Here is a 15,651-nt window from a genome sequence, read left to right as displayed (position 1 = left end):
GCGGTACCTTACTCCGGTCGCGGATCAGGGGGCCTGCGGCTCAATCGGGAGTTGATGGATGACAGCGCGACTTTTCGTCACGCTGACACTCGTTCTGGGTTCGGTCGCGGTGGGCGAACTCGTCGGGCCGCGGGGGTCGCGGCTCTACGACGACGCGGCGCAGGCGGTGGCGGGGGTGGCCGCCGCGTGCATCTGCCTTGCGGCCGCGAACCGGCGTACGGGTGTGCAGCGTCGATGGCGGCTACTCGCCGGGATCGGCCTGGCCGGATGGGCGCTGATGCGCATCTGGTGGGTCGTCCGGGACGTGGCCGAGCCCGGCTGGACGACCACCACGGTCGCCGACGTGGGCTTCCTGGTGCTGCCCGCCTTCATGCTGTTCGGGCTGCTCAACGTTCCCTACAGCCGGCCGCGCCCGATGCCCACCTCACCGCGCCGCGACCAGGTCGCGCTGCTCATCGACAGCGTGCTGATCTGTGGCTCGCTGGTGGCCCTGGCCTGGTCGGCGGTCCCCGACCGGGTGATGAACTGGGCCGGCCAGACCCCCGGCGCGATCGGCATGGCCGCGGCGTACGCGATTGCCGACCTGCTCCTGCTCACCATGGTGGTGCTGCTGCTCGCCACCCGGCCCGGCTCCCGGGCCGGCCGCCAGCCGCTGCAGCTGGCCGGCGTGGCCATCCTCGGTTTCGGGATCAGCGACACCCTCCGCCTGATCTACCTCGGCGACGGCCCGCCGTCCCCGCTGCAGTCCGCCGGTTACCTGATCGGCTGCGGCTTCGTGGCGCTGGCCGCGGTCTCCCGGCCGCCCGCCGTCGACGAACCGCAGCCGACCGGCTCGGAACGGGACTGGCTGCACCTGCTGCTGCCGTACGTCCCGGTCACCGCCACCGGCGTGGTGATCGCCATCAACACCGGCGCCGGGCATCCGTTGTCGCCGTTCGAGGCGTACCTGGGCTGGCTCGGTCTGGGTTTGGTGGTGGCCCGGCAGATGTTCACCATCGTCGACAACACGGTGCTGCTCGACCGGGTCTCCGAGGGGCAGCAGCGGCTGCACCATCAGGCCTACCACGATCCGCTGACCGGCCTGGCCAACCGCGCCCTGTTCCGCGAGCGCCTGGTGCTCGCCCTGGACGCCCACCGGCACCGCGGCAAGCCGCTGGCCGTGCTCTTCGCCGACCTCGACGACTTCAAGCTGGTCAACGACAGCTTCGGGCACGCCATGGGCGACCGGGTGCTGCGCGCCATCGCCGAGCGCATGCAGGCCTGCGTGGACTCCGACGACCTGGTGGCCCGGCTGGGCGGCGACGAGTTCGCGGTGGTGCTCGACCACCACCCGGCCGACGCCGAACCGGCCGGTCATCGCATCCTGGCCGCGCTGCGCGAGCCGTTCTTCATCGACGGCCACCGGATCGGGGTGGGCGCCAGCATCGGCCTGGTGGCCCCCGAGCCGGGCGAGCCGCTGACCGCGGACGCCCTGCTGCGCCGGGCCGACGCCGCGATGTACTCCAGCAAGCGCCGGGGCAAGGGCGCCCTGGCCCGGTACGCGGGTACCGCCGACGGGTCGCCCAACGCCGACCTGCCGCATCTGCTGGCCCAGGCGCTGCTGCCCGGCAGCCGGCCCGAGGCGGCCGGCTTCGAGGTGTACTACCAGCCGATCGTCCGGCTGACCGACGGCGCCACGGTCGCGGTCGAGGCGCTGGCCCGGTGGACCCTGCCGGCTGCCGGTGGTTCCGTGCACCCCGACGTGTTCGTCACGGTCGCCGAGCGGACCGGGCAGGTGGCTGCCATCGACGACTTCGTGCTCGACCAGGCCTGTGCCGACGCGGCGACACTCGCTCTGGTTTACGGCCGCCCGATCGACGTACACGTCAATGTCTCCGCGGCCCGGTTGGGCCAGGCGGGTCTGGAGGAGGCGGTCCGGGCAGCCCTGGCCCGGCACCCGCTGCCGCCGTCCCGGCTGATCATCGAGATCACCGAGACCCACCGCATCCAGGACCTTCCGTCGGCGGCGGCCGCCGCCAGCCGGCTGCGGGCGCTGGGCCCGCGGATCGCCCTCGACGATTTCGGCAGCGGCTTCAACGCCCTGGCCCAGCTGCACTCCCTGCCGGTCGACATCGTGAAGCTCGACTCCACGCTGACCGATGTGGACGTGGCCCCCGAGCGGGCCGGCGCACTGTGCCGCTCGGTCCTGGCCATCTGCGCGGAGCTGGACATCGTCGTGGTCGCCGAGGGCATCGAGACCGAGGCCCGGGCGGCCGGTCTGGCCGAGCTGGGCTGCCCGCTCGGCCAGGGTTACCTGTTCGGCCAGCCCGCCCCGGTGCACCGCCTGCAGTCGACGGTCGTACCCGCCCAGCCTGGCGCACCCTCGCTGCGCCAGCTCAGCTAAGTCTTTGTTGTTGCAGGTCGTTGGCGGTTGCCGCATTGTCGCGGAGCAACCCCCGGGCCTACCCTGACCCGATGGACCTGCACCATCTCAAGCCCCACTCGCACGACAGCGCCGACAAGGTCGACTCCGCGCTGGAGGCCTCCCGGGCGGGCATGCGCGCGCTGTGGATCTCGCTCGGCGTGCTCGCCGCGACCGCGGCGGCGCAGGCGTTGATCGTGGTGCTCTCCGGCTCGGTCGCGCTGCTGGGCGACACCCTGCACAACGTCGCCGACGCGCTGACCGCCGTACCGCTGGGTATCGCTTTCTGGCTCGGCCGGCGGGCGGCCACCCGGGCGTACACCTATGGTTTCGGCCGGGCCGAAGATCTTGCCGGCATCGTCATCGTGCTGGTCATCGCGGCATCCTCGGTGACCGCCGCCTGGTTCGCGATCGACCGCCTGCTCGACCCGCGCACCATGACCCACCTGCCCTGGGTCCTCGGCGCCGGGCTGGTCGGCTTCGCCGGCAACGAGGTGGTGGCCCGCTACCGCATCACCGTGGGCCGGCGGATCGGCTCGGCCGCGCTGGTCGCCGACGGCCTGCACGCCCGCACCGACGGCTTCACCTCGCTGGCCGTGGTGTTCGCCGCCGCCGGCGCCTGGCTCGGCTGGTCCTGGGCCGACCCGGTGGTCGGGCTGGTGATCACCGTCGCGATCGCGTTCGTGCTCAAGGACGCGGCCCGCGAGGTCTACCGGCGGCTGATGGACCGGGTCGATCCGGAGATCGTCGACCGGGCCGAGGAGGCGCTGCGCGCGATTCCGGGCGTCCGCGACGTGTCCGGGCTGCGGTTGCGCTGGATCGGCCACCGCATGCACGCCGAGGCGGCGGTGGTGGTCGGCGCCGACCTGTCCCTGCTGGCCGCCCACGAGATAGCCGCCGACGCCGAACACCAGCTGACCCACCACGTCCCGCGCCTGCTGAGCGCCACCGTCCACGTAGACCCGGACAGCCACCCCGGCGTAGGGCACCACCCCGACCTCTCCCACGACCGCCGCCACCGGCTGGAACTTGCGCGGCTCAGCGGGAGCGGGGATTGACTCGCTTCGTCGGCGCGGCGGTCGTCGGGTCCTCCGGCCAGGGGTGGCGTGGGTAGCGGCCGCGCAGTTCCGAGCGGACCTGCGGGTAGCCCTGCTGCCAGAACGACGCCAGGTCGCGGGTGACGGCCACCGGCCGACCGGCCGGGGAGAGCAGGTGCAGGAGCACCGGGACCCGGCCGTCGGCCAGCTTCGGCGCGTCCTTCCAGCCGAAGGCCTCCTGCACCTTCACCGCCAGCACCGGCGCCTCCACATCGGAGTAGTCCACCCGCACGCGCGAGCCGCTCGGCACCGGCAACCGCTCCGGCGCCACCTCGTCCAGGCGGCCCGCCACCGACCACGGCAGCAGCCGGCGCAGGGCGGCCGTGACGTCCAGCTTCGCCAGGTCGGACCGCCGCCGGGCCGAGCCCTGCTCCAGCCACTCCGCCGCGTGCTCGACAAGCGATTCATCGGACATGTCCGGCCAGGGATCGCCCAGCGCGGCGTGCGCGAACGCCAGCCGTTCGCGCAGCTCGACCGCACCCCGTGACCAGGTCAGCAGGCCGAGCCCCTCACGCCGCAGCCCTTCCGCCAGCGCGTCTCGCACCCGCGCCGGGTCGGGTTTGGCGATCGGCCGTTCGACAAGGGTGATCGCGCCCAGCCGCTGAACCGTCCGGGCCACCACGTCACCGTCCGCCCAGCCGATCTCGGTGGTCTCGGTCAGCAGGGTCGCGGCGGCCTCCCGCGCGGTCGCCTCGTCGAGCGGCGCGGCCGCCCGGATGCGTGCCGTCCGAGCCCCGGCCGTACGGTCGGCCGAGGCCACCGCCAGCCAGGTCACCCCGCCGAGCCCACTGCCCGGCCCCAGGTCCCCGGCGGTGCCACCGGCCATCAGGTAGGACCGCCCGCCGGCTTCCCGCACGCGGGCGACCCGCTCCGGATAGGCCAGCCCCACCACCAGCCCGGCCGCGAGGTCATCCGGCAGCCGCGCCGCCTCCGCCGCTTCTCGCCGGCCAGCGGTCCCGCCACGCGGCTCCTCGCCGGCGATGTCCGGTTCCAGGGCGGCGGCGGTGTCGGCTACCTCGGGGGCGTTGATGTCGTCGGTGGGGGCGCGGTCCAGGGCCGCGGTCAGGCGGCGCACCTCGGAGCGCCACGTCGGGTCTCCGGCCGAGCGTGCCCGCCGCCACGCGGCGACCAGGTCGTCGGTGGTCGCCCGGTCGTCGTCGAGCAGGGCGACGATCTCGGCGGAGCGCCGGGCACCGACCAGGGGAGCGCCGTCGTGCAGTGCGCGGGCCAGGCGCGGGTGCAGGCCGGCGTCCGCCAGCGCGCGGCCGCGGGCCGTGATGCGCCCGGCCTCGTCGATCGCGCCCAGGTCGTGCAGCGTGCCTACCGCGGTCTGCATCGCCCCGGCCGGCGGAGCGTCGGGCAGGGCCAGGCCGCTGCCGTCCGGGTGACCCCACAGCGCCAGGTCGAGGGCGAAGCCGGTGAGGTCGGCCGCCGCGATCTCCGGCTCCGGCTGGGCCGGCAAGCGGTCGTGCTGGGCCGGCGACCAGCACCGGTAGACCCGGCCGGGGGCCTCACGACCGGCCCGGCCGGCCCGCTGGGTGGCGGACGCCCGGGACACCGGCACGGTCACCAGGGCGCCCAGGCCGCGGGCGTGATCCATTCGGGGCACCCGGCTCAGGCCCGCGTCGACCACGGCCCGCACGCCGGGCACGGTCAGGCTGCTCTCGGCGACCGCGGTGGCCAGCACGACCCGCCGGCGCGACCCGGGGCGCAGGGCGGCGTCCTGAATGGAGCCGGGCTGCCGGCCGTGCAGCGGGATCACCTCGGCGCCGGCCCCGCCGAGCAGGCCGGCCACCCGGTCGATCTCGCGGGCGCCGGGCAGGAAGACCAGCACGTCGCCGTCGCCGTCGGCCAGCGCGCGCCGGGTGGTGGCGGCCACGTGGTCCAGCAGGCGCGGGTCGACGCGCAGGCCGAGCGGCGGGGCGATCGGCCCGGTCGGGGGCGCCCAGTGCACGTCGACCGGGAAGAGGCGGGACTCGGCGCTGACCACCGGAGCGCCGCCGAGCACCTCGGCCAGGCGGTCCGCGTCGGCGGTGGCCGAGGTCGCCAGCAGCTGGAGGTCGGGGCGCAGGGCGGCGCGCACCTCCACCAGGAAGGCCAGGGCCAGGTCGGTGTCGAGATGCCGCTCGTGGCACTCGTCGAGGATGACCAGCGCGGTGCCGGCCAGCTCCGGATCACGTTGCAGGCGGCGGACCAGGACACCGGTGGTGACCACCTCGACCAGGGTGCGGCGGGAGACGCGGCGCTCACCCCGTACCGAAAAACCGACCTGTTGGCCGACCGCCTCGCCCAGCAACGACGCCATTCGTCTCGCGGCGGCTCGCGCCGCGAGACGGCGTGGTTCGGCGACCACCACCCGCCCGGCCGGGCCGGCCAGCGCGAGCGGGACCAGCGTCGTCTTGCCGGTGCCGGGCGGCGCGACCAGGACCGACGCACCGGAACCGGCCAGCGATTCGCGAATTTGCGGCAGAAGGGTCCGGATCGGCAGATCGGGCAAGGCACCATCGGGAAGGAGCACGCGACCATCGTGACGCAGACCCACGGTGTGTTGCGGCAAGGGACGCGTTTGTGAATTCCCTTGCAAAGATCTGCACCGGCCCGCGCGGGCCTGCTTGACTGATCGGCACCAGGAGGGGGTCGGAGATGGACGCGGTCGAGGTTTTCAATGCTCTGCCGGCCGCACGCATCGAGGAAGACCTTCTCGCCTGCTGCGCGGCGCCCGCGTGGGGTGTCGCGGTGGCGGCGAAACGGCCCTACCGCGAGCGATTAGAGATCATCTCGGCGGCCGACGCGGCGGGGCGCGAGCTGAGCTGGGCCGAGGTCCGGGTGGGGCTGTCGGCCCACCCGCGGATCGGGGAGCGGGCGGCCGGTGATTCGAAAGAGGCGTCCTGGTCGCGGCGGGAGCAGTCGACGGCGGCGCAGAGTGCCGACGAGTTGACCAAGTCCGCGCTGATCGACGCCAACCGGGCCTACGAGGAACGCTTCGGCCACGTGTTCCTGATCTTCGCGAGCGGCCGCACCCAGGAGGAGATCTTGGCGGTGGCGCAGGAGCGGCTGACCAACGACGAGGAGACCGAGCGGGTCATCGTGCGCGACGAGCTTCGCAAGATCGCGCTGTTGCGGCTGGAGCGGGTGCTCGATGCCCTCGGATGACGGCACGGAACCCGAGTTCCACGCCAAGATCTCGACGCACATCCTCGACACGGTGACCGGTGCTCCGGCCCGTGACGTCTACGTCCGGCTCGAGCGGCGTGACTCCGAGGGCTGGCGCATGATCGCCGAGGGCCGCACCGACGCCGACGGCCGGCTGCGCTACCGGGTGCCGCTGCACGAGTGGCAGGCCGGTGGCTACCGCCTGTTCTTCTACGTGGAGCCCTACCTGGGTGACGAGGGCTTCTTTCCCGAGGTCACCATCGCGTTCCACGTCCGCGACCCGGAGCGGCACTATCACGTTCCGTTGCTGCTCAGCCATTACGGCTACACCACCTACCGAGGGAGCTGACGCTGTGGCGATCGTGCTCGGACCCAATCGCTACGGCAAGGCGGAGACGCGCCTGGTGCGCGTCGTGCGCGACGGCGACACCCATGCGCTGGCCGACTTCAACGTGAGTGTCGCGCTCTCCGGCGACCTGGCCGCCACCCACCTGACCGGCGACAACGCCGGCGTGCTGCCGACCGACACGATGAAGAACACGGTGTACGCGTTTGCCAAGAAGCACGGCGTCGGCGAGCCGGAGGAGTTCGGCCTGCTGCTGGCCCGTCATTTCGTGGCCACCCAGCCGCAGGTGAAAACGGCTCGGGTGAGCATCGAGTCGTTCGGCTGGGAGCGGCTCGGCCCGCACTCGTTCGCCCGCAAGGGTGATTACACCCGGGTGGCCACCGTGCTGGTGAGCGACGAGTTCGAGCAGGTCGTCTCCGGTGTCACCGGCCTGGTGCTGCTCAACTCGACGGCGTCGGAGTTCCGCGGTTTCCCCCGCGACGAATACACCACGCTGCCCGAGACCACCGACCGCATCCTGGCCACCGCCGTCGACGCCCGCTGGCGGCACCTGTCCGCGAGCGGCGACTTCGCGAAGTCCTACCCGGCCGCGCTCGAAGCCCTGACCAGCGCGTTCGTCAACACCTACAGTGCCTCGCTGCAGCAGACGCTGTTCTCGATGGGCAGCCACGTGCTGTCCCAGCGGCCGGAGATCGCCGAGGTCCGGCTGGCGCTGCCCAACAAGCATCACTACCTGGTCGACCTGTCCCCGTTCGACCTGACCAACGACAACGAGGTGTTCATCGCCGGCGACCGGCCCTACGGCCTGATCGAGGGCACGGTCACCCGCGACGACGCGCCCCCGGCCGCCGCGGAGTGGTATTTGTGATCATCATCGAGAACGTCGCGGTCGCCACCGTCGACGCGAACGACACCTACCACCCGGACGGCCACGTGGTGGTCGGCGACGACGGCCGGATCGTCGCCGTCGGCTCGGGCCACGCCGGCCGCTACCAGGGCTCGGTGCGCCGGGTCGACGGGGCCGGCTGCCTGGTCACGCCCGGCCTGGTCAACACCCACCACCACCTCTACCAGTGGGTGACCCGCGGGCTGGCCCTCGACGAGACCCTGTTCGGCTGGCTGACCACGCTGTACCCGATCTGGGGCCGGCTCGACGCCGGGATCGTCGGCGCCGCCGCGGGCGCCGGGCTGGGCTGGCTGGCCCTGGCCGGCTGCACGACGAGCATGGACCACCACTACGTCTTCCCGCGCGACGGCGGCGACGTGCTCGAGGCCGAGATCGAGGCGGCCCGGCAGATCGGTGTCCGCTTCCACCCGACCCGCGGCTCGATGGACCTGAGCCAGAAGGACGGCGGGCTCCCGCCCGACAACGTCGTGGAAGACACCGACGAGGCGCTCGCCGCCACCGAGGCCGCGATCGACCGCTGGCACGACCCGTCGCCCGGCGCGATGCTGCAGATCGCGGTGGCGCCCTGCTCGCCGTTCTCGGTCACCCAGAAACTGATGAGCGAGGCCGCCGTCCTGGCCCGCCGCAAGGGTGTCCGGCTGCACACCCACCTCGCCGAGACCGACGACGAGGAAGCCTTCTGCCAGGAGCGCTTCGGCTGCACCCCGGTGGAATACGCGGAGCGCCTCGGCTGGCTCGGCGACGACGTGTGGCTCGCGCACGGCGTCCACCTGGACGACTCGGCGATCACCAAGCTCGGCGCGACCGGCACCGGCGTGGCGCACTGCCCCAGCTCCAACGCGCGGCTGGGCGCGGGCAGCGCCCGGGTCCGCGAACTGCTCGACCACCGGGTGCCGGTCGGCCTGGGCGTCGACGGCGCGGCCTCGCAGGAGGTCTCGCACCTGGGCGCCGAGCTGCGGCAGGCGCTCTACACGGCCCGCCTGCGCGGCGGCCCGACCGCACTGACCGCGGCCGAGGCGCTGCGGCTGGGCACCATCGGCGGCGCCCGCTGCCTGGGCCGCGACGCCGATCTCGGTTCCCTGGAGCCCGGCAAGCTGGCCGACCTGGTGATGTGGCGCCTGGACGGCCTCGGCCACGACGGCATCGACGACAAGCGCGCGGCCCTGGTCTTCGGCCCACCCGCCCCGGTCGAGCTGTCCCTGGTCGGCGGCAACCCCATCGTCGAGCGTGCCCAACTGGTGCACGCCGACGCCGAAACCCTGACCCGGGAGGCCCGCCGAGCCCACCGCCGAATTCTCAGCGACCGAACTTAAGGAAAACTTAAGCCGGGGCTTCCGGAAAAGCGTTATCCGGAATGGAAAACGCGGCCACCAGGAACGACAAAAAGCGTTATTCATAAGTCTTTCTCCACGCGTTGAAACAAGACCTCTACCTGGGCATACTCCCTCTTGAATCGAGCCCCCTCGGTCATCGAAAAGGGTAGAGAACAATGCGGACCGAACCTCTCCACGCACCCCCACGCAACCGTCGCGCCCGCACCCGGGTCATCGCCGCCTCGGCGGTCGCCGTGGCGCTGGGCGCCAGCGGCTTCTATATCGCCAACGCCAGCGCCGCCGAGACCGTGGTATCCGGCAGGCTGCAGGCGGAGGCCTACTCCGCGCAGTCCGGCGCGCGCACCGAGAACACCGGCGACGCCGACGGCGGCAAGAACGTCGGCTGGCTGGCGAGCGGTGACTGGCTGCGCTACGACAACGTGCAGATCGGCGCGACCGTGCAGGCCCGGATCGCCTCGGACAACATCGCCGGCGGCTCCGTCGAGCTGCGCCTCGGCAGCACGACCGGCACGCTGCTGGCGACGATCCCGGTGGCGAAGACCGGCGGCTGGCAGAAGTGGGTCACCAAGACCGCCACGATCAAGACGCCGCCGACCGGCAACCAGACGCTGGTAGCCCTCATGAAAAGTACGCAAAAATCGGACTTCGTGAACCTCAACTGGTTCACCCTCGGCGGTGCCCCGGCCACCACCGCGCCGGCCACGCCAGCGACGACAAAAGCGACGACCCCGGCGACGACTCCGGCCACGACGGCCGTGCCGACAACGGGCACCGGCGCGGGCACCGGAGCCGGCTGGGTCGACGTCGACCAGGCGAAATGGGCCGCCCAACTGGCCGAGTTCAACGCGATGAGCTTCCGCCCGATCACCAACAACCCGGTCCGGGTCGCCGAGTTCAACGCCTCCTGCACGGTCAGCCACTCGAAGACCGACGACCCGATCGTCTTCCCCAACCTGCCCGGCGCCTCGCACATGCATTCGTTCCTGGGCAACAACATCACCGACGCCGCCACCACCACGGACACCCTGCTCAAGAACACCGGCTCCAGCTGCAAGCCGCTCGACGACCACTCGGCCTACTGGATCCCCACGCTCTACGAGAACGGCCAGGCCGTCGAGCCGCACGGCGTCACCGTCTACTACGGCTCGCGACTGCCGGACACCACCAAGACGGTCCCGTTCCCGCAGGGCTTCCGCATGATCGTCGGCGACGCGAAACGCCAGATCGACACCCCCGAGGGCGCTTCCGGCCAGTTCTGGTGCGCCGGCGCCGGCGGCGAGGTCGGCCGCAGCGCCGACGGCAACTGGCCGGTCTGCGCCAAGACCGCTGAGCTGACCTTCCAGCTGACCTTCCCGGACTGCTGGGACGGCGTCCACCTGGACAGCCCCGACCACAAGTCGCACGTCGGCGGGGCTGACGGAAACGGCAAGTGCAGCGGCAAATACCCGGTCGCGATCCCGAGCCTGTCGTTCGTGATCGGCTACCCGACGTCCGGCTCGGCCGCGGGCTTCAAACTGGCCTCCGGCAACGCCAGCTCCATGCACGGCGACGCGTTCTTCGCCTGGGAGGACGCGGCACTCGGCCACCGCGTCAAGGACTGCATCGTCCAAAAGGCAAAGTGCAACACCAACGGCACTTTCTAGCCGTACGCCCTGATAGCTGGACAAAAGCAGTCAGCACGAACCCCGCCTCCGGCGGCTGCCGCCCGCGATCCTCGCGGGCGGCAGGGTCGTAGCGCGCCTCTCGCGCGAAGCTTTACTCCCGGAGGTGCGGGCGTGGCCAGACGTCCCCGCCGCGCCCGCACCTCTCCAAACCGAGGTTGTTGATCTGCGGTTCGCCCCGCACGGGAACTCCGCAAGATCGCCGAGTTGGCCCGGCTGTGATCTAGTTCAGCGCTGACGGCGGGCTCGGGCTCCACTACGGTACGAGGGAGTAATCGCACCGAGAGGAGCCGGCGAGATGACTGAGATCCTGTCCGACGAGGCCGTGGCGTTCGTCGCGGATCTGAACCGTCGTTTCCGGCCCCGCCGTGACGAACTGCTCGCGGCCCGGTCGGTCCGCCGGGCCGAGATCGCCGCCGGTGCGTCGCTGGGATTCCTGGCTGAGACCGCCGACATCCGCGCCGCCGAGTGGCAGGCGCCGCCGGCCCCGGCCGACCTGACCGACCGCCGGGTCGAGATCACCGGGCCGACCGAGCGCAAGATGACCATCAACGCGCTCAACTCGGGCGCCAAGGTGTGGCTGGCCGACCTGGAGGACGCGAACACCCCGCACTGGCAGAACGTGGTCGACGGCCAGCAGAACCTCTACGACGCGATCCGTCGCACGATCACCTTGGAGACCCCGCAGAAGACGTATTCGCTCGGCGAGGGCCCGTACCCGACGATCGTGATGCGCCCGCGCGGCTGGCACCTCGACGAGCGGCACCTGCCGGTCGACGACGCACCGGCGGTCGGTGCCCTCGTCGACTTCGGCCTCTACTTCTTCCACAACGCGAAGGAGCTGCTCGAACGCGGCAGCGGGCCGTACTTCTACCTGCCGAAAATGGAGTCGCACAAGGAAGCGGCCCTCTGGAACGACGTTTTCACGTATGCCCAGGAGGCTTTGGGAATTCCGCATGGCACCATCCGCGCCACCGTGCTGATCGAGACGATCCCGGCCGCGTTCGAGATGGAGGAGATTCTCTACAGCCTGCGTGACCACATCTCCGGTCTCAACGCCGGTCGCTGGGACTACCTGTTCAGCATCATCAAGTACTTCCGCGACAACCCCGGCATGATCCTCCCGGACCGCGCGTCGGTGACGATGACGGCACCGTTCATGCGGGCGTACACCGAACTGCTGGTCTCCACCTGTCACCGCCGCGGCGCGTTCGCGATGGGCGGCATGGCCGCCTTCATCCCGAGCCGGCGCGACCCGAAGGTCAACGAGGTGGCCCTCGCCAAGGTCCGCGAGGACAAGGAGCGCGAGGCCGGCGACGGCTTCGACGGTTCCTGGGTGGCGCACCCCGACCTGGTGCCGGTCTGCCAGGAGATCTTCGACCGGGTGCTCGGCGACCGGCCGAACCAGCTCGACCGGCAGCGCCCCGACGTGTCGGTCGACGCAATCCAACTGCTCGACGTGGAAAACACCGGCGTCACCGAGGCCGGGCTGCGCGGCAACGTGTCGGTGGCGCTGCAATACCTGGAGGCGTGGCTGCGCGGCAACGGCGCGGTGGCGATCAACAACCTGATGGAGGACGCCGCCACCGCCGAGATCTCCCGCTCCCAGGTCTGGCAGTGGATCCACAACGACGTGCGCCTGCCCGACGGCACCTCGATCACCGCCGACCTGGTCGGCCGGATCGAGGACGAGGAACTCGTCAAGATCCGCAAGGCGATCGGCGACGAGGCGTGGGCGTCCAGCCGCTTCGACGACGCCCGCAAGCTCTTCGAGCGGGTCGCGCTGGCCGACGACTTCGCCGACTTCCTCACCACCGCCGCCTACGACTCGATCGACTGAGCGATGCGCCTGTCCGACGGTGACTACACCGAGCTCGATGCCCGGCTGGCCGACCACGATGCGTTCCTGAAGTCCCGTTACCCGGGGGAGCGCCCCGGCCGCCAGCCGGTACACACCGTGTACATCCCGGCCGACCGCCTGGACAACTTCCGGGATTGGGGCTCGATCGCGCTCGCCGCGATGACGGACTTCCCGTGGGAGGCCGACGACATCCGGGCCAAGCTGGCCGCCGAGCCGATCGAGGACCTGCGCGTCGACTTCGAGGACGGCTACGGCGTCCGCTCGGACGACGAGGAGGACGAGGTGGTCCGCCGGGCCGCGAAGATCCTCCGCGCCGGCCCGGTGCCACCGTTCCTCGGCATCCGGATCAAGTCCCTGGAAGCGGCCACCCGCCACCGGGCCCTGCGCACCCTCGACCTGTTCCTGGACTCCTATCAGGACACCGTCGAGATCACCCTGCCCAAGGTGAGCGGCACCGACCAGGTCGCCGCGATGGTCACGCTGGCCGAGAAACTGGAGAAGGCGTACGGCCTGCCGGCCGGCACCCTCACCTTCGAGATCCAGATCGAACTCCCGTCCGCGATCCTGGCCGCCGACGGCACCGCCACGGTCGCGCGGCTGATCACCGCGGCCGCCGGTCGCTGCACCGGCCTGCACTACGGCACCTACGACTACAGCGCCGCGGCCGGGGTGGCCGCCGCCTACCAGTCGATGGAGCACCCGGCCGCCGATTACGCCAAGGCGGTAATCCAGGCCGCCGCCGCCCAGACCGGCGTCCGCCTCTCCGACGGTTCCACCAACATCCTCCCGGTCGGCTCCGAGCAGGACGTCCAGGCGGCCTGGGCCCTGCACTACCGGCTGGTCCGCCGCTCCCTCGAGCGCGGCTTCTACCAGGGCTGGGACCTGCACCCGGCGCAGCTGCCGACCCGCTACGCGGCGACCTACGCGTTCTTCCGGGACGGCCGCGACGCGGCGGTGGACCGCCTGCACCGCTACCTCTCCCGCCAGGACAGCGGCATCGCCGACGAGCCGGCCACCGCCCGCGCCCTGGCCGGTTACCTGCTGCGCGGCCTCGACTGCGGCGCCCTGACCGACGCCGGCTTCCCCCGAGCTGACCTGCAGAAACTCGCCTAGACGACCCGGTTGGCCCAGGCCCAGACCGCGATCTCGGTGCGGTTGCGCAGGGTCAGTTTGGTCTGGATCGTCGAGACGTGGCTCTTCACGGTGCTCAGCGAGATGAACAGCTCGGCGCCGATCTCCAGGTTGGTGCGGCCCCGGGCGATCTCGCGCACCACCTCGACCTCGCGGTCGGAGAGCGCGCGCACCGACTCGTCCGGCTCGCGGGGTGGTGCGGTCAGGTGGCGCAGCAGCCGCACGGTGACCGACGGCGACACCAGCGCGTCGCCGTGGTGGGCGGCCCGGACCGCCTCGACCAGCAGCGCCGGCCCGGCGTCCTTGAGCAGGAAACCGGTCGCCCCACCGCGCAGCGCGCCGTACACGTACTCATCCAGGTCGAACGTGGTCACCACGACGACCCGCAGCGGGTCCGGCACCGCCGGCCCGGCCAGGGCGCGGGTCACCTCGAGGCCATCGGCCCGGGGCATCCGGATGTCGACAAGGCAGACGTCCGGCCGCAGCCGCCGGGCCTGTTCGATCGCCTCGACGCCGTCGGCCGCCTCGGCGATCACCGTGATGTCCGGCTCGTCCTCCAGGATCAGCCGCAGCCCACTCCGGATCATCGCCTGGTCGTCGGCGATCAGCACGCGAATCACGAGCTTCTACTCACCGGCAGGGTGGCCCGTACCGACCATCCGGCCTCGGCCCGCGGCCCGGCGTGCAGCGTGCCGCCCAGCGACTCGACCCGTTCCCGCATGCCGACCAGCCCATAACCGCCGCGCGATTCCGGTGCCGGACCGTGCGCGGCGTCGTCGGCCACCTCGACCGTGACCCCGTCCGGGCCTTCGCCGACGACCACCCGCACGTCCCCGGCATGCGGCGCGTGCCGGGCCACATTGGTCAGCGACTCCCGGACGATCCGGTAGACCGTGCTGCTCACCTCCGGCGGCCACGCCGCGTCCGCGCCGCCGGCGTGCAGCACCACCGGCGGGCCCTGCCGGTTGAACCGCTCCACCAGGTCGCCCAGCCCTTCCGGCCCGGCCGAGGTGGCCGGCGGGTCGTCGTCGTCCCGCAGCACCCCGACCACCCGCCGCATCGCGCGCAGCGCCTCGGCGGCGGACGCCTCGATCCCCGAGAGCGACTCGCCCACCCGGCCCGGATCGCGACGGGCCAGGACGTGGGTGGCCTGTGCCTGGATCAGCATGCCGGCGATGTGGTGGGCGACCACGTCGTGCAGTTCCCGGGCCAGCTCCAGCCGCTCGTCCTGGCGCACCCGCGCGGTGGCGACCGCGGACCGCTCGTCCAGCAGCCGCAACGCCAGCCCGATGGTGACGCCGCCGAGGTAGGAGGCGATGTTCAGCGCCACCGCGGCCGAGGCCCCCGACGAGTGCGGGCGAGCGGCGAGGAACGCGCCGACGACCACGGCGAGACCACCGGCGGCGATCCCGCCGGCCGGCCGGACCGGCTGGGTGCGGACCGCGGAGCCGACGAGTACGGCCAGCGCCAGCGCCATCGCCGGGCCCGGTTCGGTCGGCAGGTTGAAGACCCGGGCGGCCGCGATGGTCAGCCCGGCCACGACCAGAGCGGTGACCGCCGTCCACCGCGGGTGCCGGTGCCGGGCCAGCGCGAGCCCGCCGACCACGACCGCGGCGACCCCGCCGACCAGCCAATATCGGACGCCCCAGCTCGCCGCGATCGCGACGGCCTCGATGCCGAGCGCGGCGAGCAGGACGACCGCGAGAAACGCCGACGACGCGATCCGGATGTTCACGGCCTTCACGGTAGGAGACCAGGCC

The 15,651-nt window shown here is 72.2% G+C and carries 12 protein-coding genes; 9 read left to right on the top strand and 3 right to left on the bottom strand.

Going from position 1 to position 15,651, the window contains the following annotated elements:
* Positions 1-58: 58 nt before the first annotated feature.
* Positions 59-2,383 (top strand): putative bifunctional diguanylate cyclase/phosphodiesterase, encoded by a 2,325-nt coding sequence (locus Ate02nite_RS01800; protein ID WP_203797891.1) that lies wholly within the window; start codon positions 59-61, stop codon positions 2,381-2,383.
* Between the two features lie 71 nt (positions 2,384-2,454).
* The gene (locus Ate02nite_RS01795) at positions 2,455-3,459 is read left to right on the top strand and encodes a cation diffusion facilitator family transporter (RefSeq protein WP_203797889.1); all 1,005 of its coding nucleotides are present in this window, start codon (positions 2,455-2,457) and stop codon (positions 3,457-3,459) included.
* Here the strand turns inward: Ate02nite_RS01795 and hrpB are convergent.
* On the bottom strand, positions 3,440-6,016 hold the full coding sequence (gene hrpB / locus Ate02nite_RS01790) for an ATP-dependent helicase HrpB (protein ID WP_203797888.1): 2,577 nt from the start codon (positions 6,014-6,016) through the stop codon (positions 3,440-3,442). The genes Ate02nite_RS01795 and hrpB overlap by 20 nt on opposite strands.
* 125 nt (positions 6,017-6,141) lie before the next feature.
* Here hrpB and uraD point away from each other — a divergent pair, with 125 nt between their 5' ends.
* The 7 genes from uraD (at position 6,142) to Ate02nite_RS01755 (ending at position 13,873) form a co-directional block, all read left to right on the top strand.
* Entirely contained in the window at positions 6,142-6,651 is a 510-nt protein-coding gene (uraD, locus tag Ate02nite_RS01785) for a 2-oxo-4-hydroxy-4-carboxy-5-ureidoimidazoline decarboxylase (RefSeq protein WP_203797885.1), read from the top strand.
* Positions 6,638-7,000 carry a hydroxyisourate hydrolase gene (uraH, locus tag Ate02nite_RS01780; RefSeq protein WP_203797879.1) on the top strand — a complete coding sequence of 121 codons (363 nt, stop codon included), beginning with the start codon at positions 6,638-6,640 and terminating at the stop codon, positions 6,998-7,000. Before uraD ends, uraH begins: the two co-directional genes overlap by 14 nt.
* A gap of 4 nt (positions 7,001-7,004) precedes the next feature.
* Positions 7,005-7,865 carry a factor-independent urate hydroxylase gene (pucL, locus tag Ate02nite_RS01775; RefSeq protein ID WP_203797872.1) on the top strand — a complete coding sequence of 287 codons (861 nt, stop codon included), beginning with the start codon at positions 7,005-7,007 and terminating at the stop codon, positions 7,863-7,865.
* Positions 7,862-9,217 carry an 8-oxoguanine deaminase gene (locus Ate02nite_RS01770; RefSeq protein ID WP_203797870.1) on the top strand — a complete coding sequence of 452 codons (1,356 nt, stop codon included), beginning with the start codon at positions 7,862-7,864 and terminating at the stop codon, positions 9,215-9,217. The genes pucL and Ate02nite_RS01770 overlap by 4 nt, the downstream gene beginning before the upstream one ends.
* A gap of 176 nt (positions 9,218-9,393) precedes the next feature.
* Positions 9,394-10,881, top strand: coding sequence for a DUF1996 domain-containing protein (locus tag Ate02nite_RS01765; protein ID WP_203797868.1), 1,488 nt, complete (start codon positions 9,394-9,396; stop codon positions 10,879-10,881).
* 316 nt (positions 10,882-11,197) lie between these two features.
* The gene (gene aceB, locus Ate02nite_RS01760) at positions 11,198-12,739 is read left to right on the top strand and encodes a malate synthase A (RefSeq protein WP_203797866.1); all 1,542 of its coding nucleotides are present in this window, start codon (positions 11,198-11,200) and stop codon (positions 12,737-12,739) included.
* Between the two features lie 3 nt (positions 12,740-12,742).
* A complete protein-coding gene (locus Ate02nite_RS01755; protein ID WP_203797864.1) occupies positions 12,743-13,873 on the top strand; it encodes a DUF6986 family protein in 1,131 nt (376 codons plus the stop codon).
* Here Ate02nite_RS01755 and Ate02nite_RS01750 read toward each other — a convergent pair.
* Positions 13,870-14,511, bottom strand: coding sequence for a response regulator (locus Ate02nite_RS01750; RefSeq protein ID WP_203797862.1), 642 nt, complete (start codon positions 14,509-14,511; stop codon positions 13,870-13,872). The genes Ate02nite_RS01755 and Ate02nite_RS01750 overlap by 4 nt on opposite strands.
* Positions 14,508-15,626 (bottom strand): sensor histidine kinase, encoded by a 1,119-nt coding sequence (locus Ate02nite_RS01745; RefSeq protein ID WP_239147058.1) that lies wholly within the window; start codon positions 15,624-15,626, stop codon positions 14,508-14,510. Before Ate02nite_RS01745 ends, Ate02nite_RS01750 begins: the two co-directional genes overlap by 4 nt.
* Positions 15,627-15,651 lie beyond the last annotated feature (25 nt).

It is taken from the genome of Paractinoplanes tereljensis, assembly GCF_016862435.1.
Lineage (GTDB): Bacteria > Actinomycetota > Actinomycetes > Mycobacteriales > Micromonosporaceae > Actinoplanes > Actinoplanes tereljensis.
The sequence above is the reverse complement of the archived record's forward strand: the minus strand, read 5'-3'. Positions and strand labels throughout refer to the sequence as shown.